Below are 207 nucleotides of genomic sequence, written 5' to 3' on the forward strand. Positions count from 1 at the left end.
GGAAAGAAAAATTCTTCAAAAAACAACTTGACAGCAAATGAGGGTGCTGTAAGATGCGCGCCTCGGTTGAGACGAAAGCCTCAGCCAATCGTTCTTTAACAACTGAATCAAGCAATTCGTGTGGGTGCTTGTGAGTTAAGACTGACTGATCGCAAGATTATCAGCATCACAAGTAACACTCGTGAATTCGAGAGTTTTTTGCGATTG

The sequence above is a fragment of the Pseudomonas sp. PA15(2017) genome (genome assembly GCF_001945395.1).
GTDB lineage: Bacteria > Pseudomonadota > Gammaproteobacteria > Pseudomonadales > Pseudomonadaceae > Aquipseudomonas.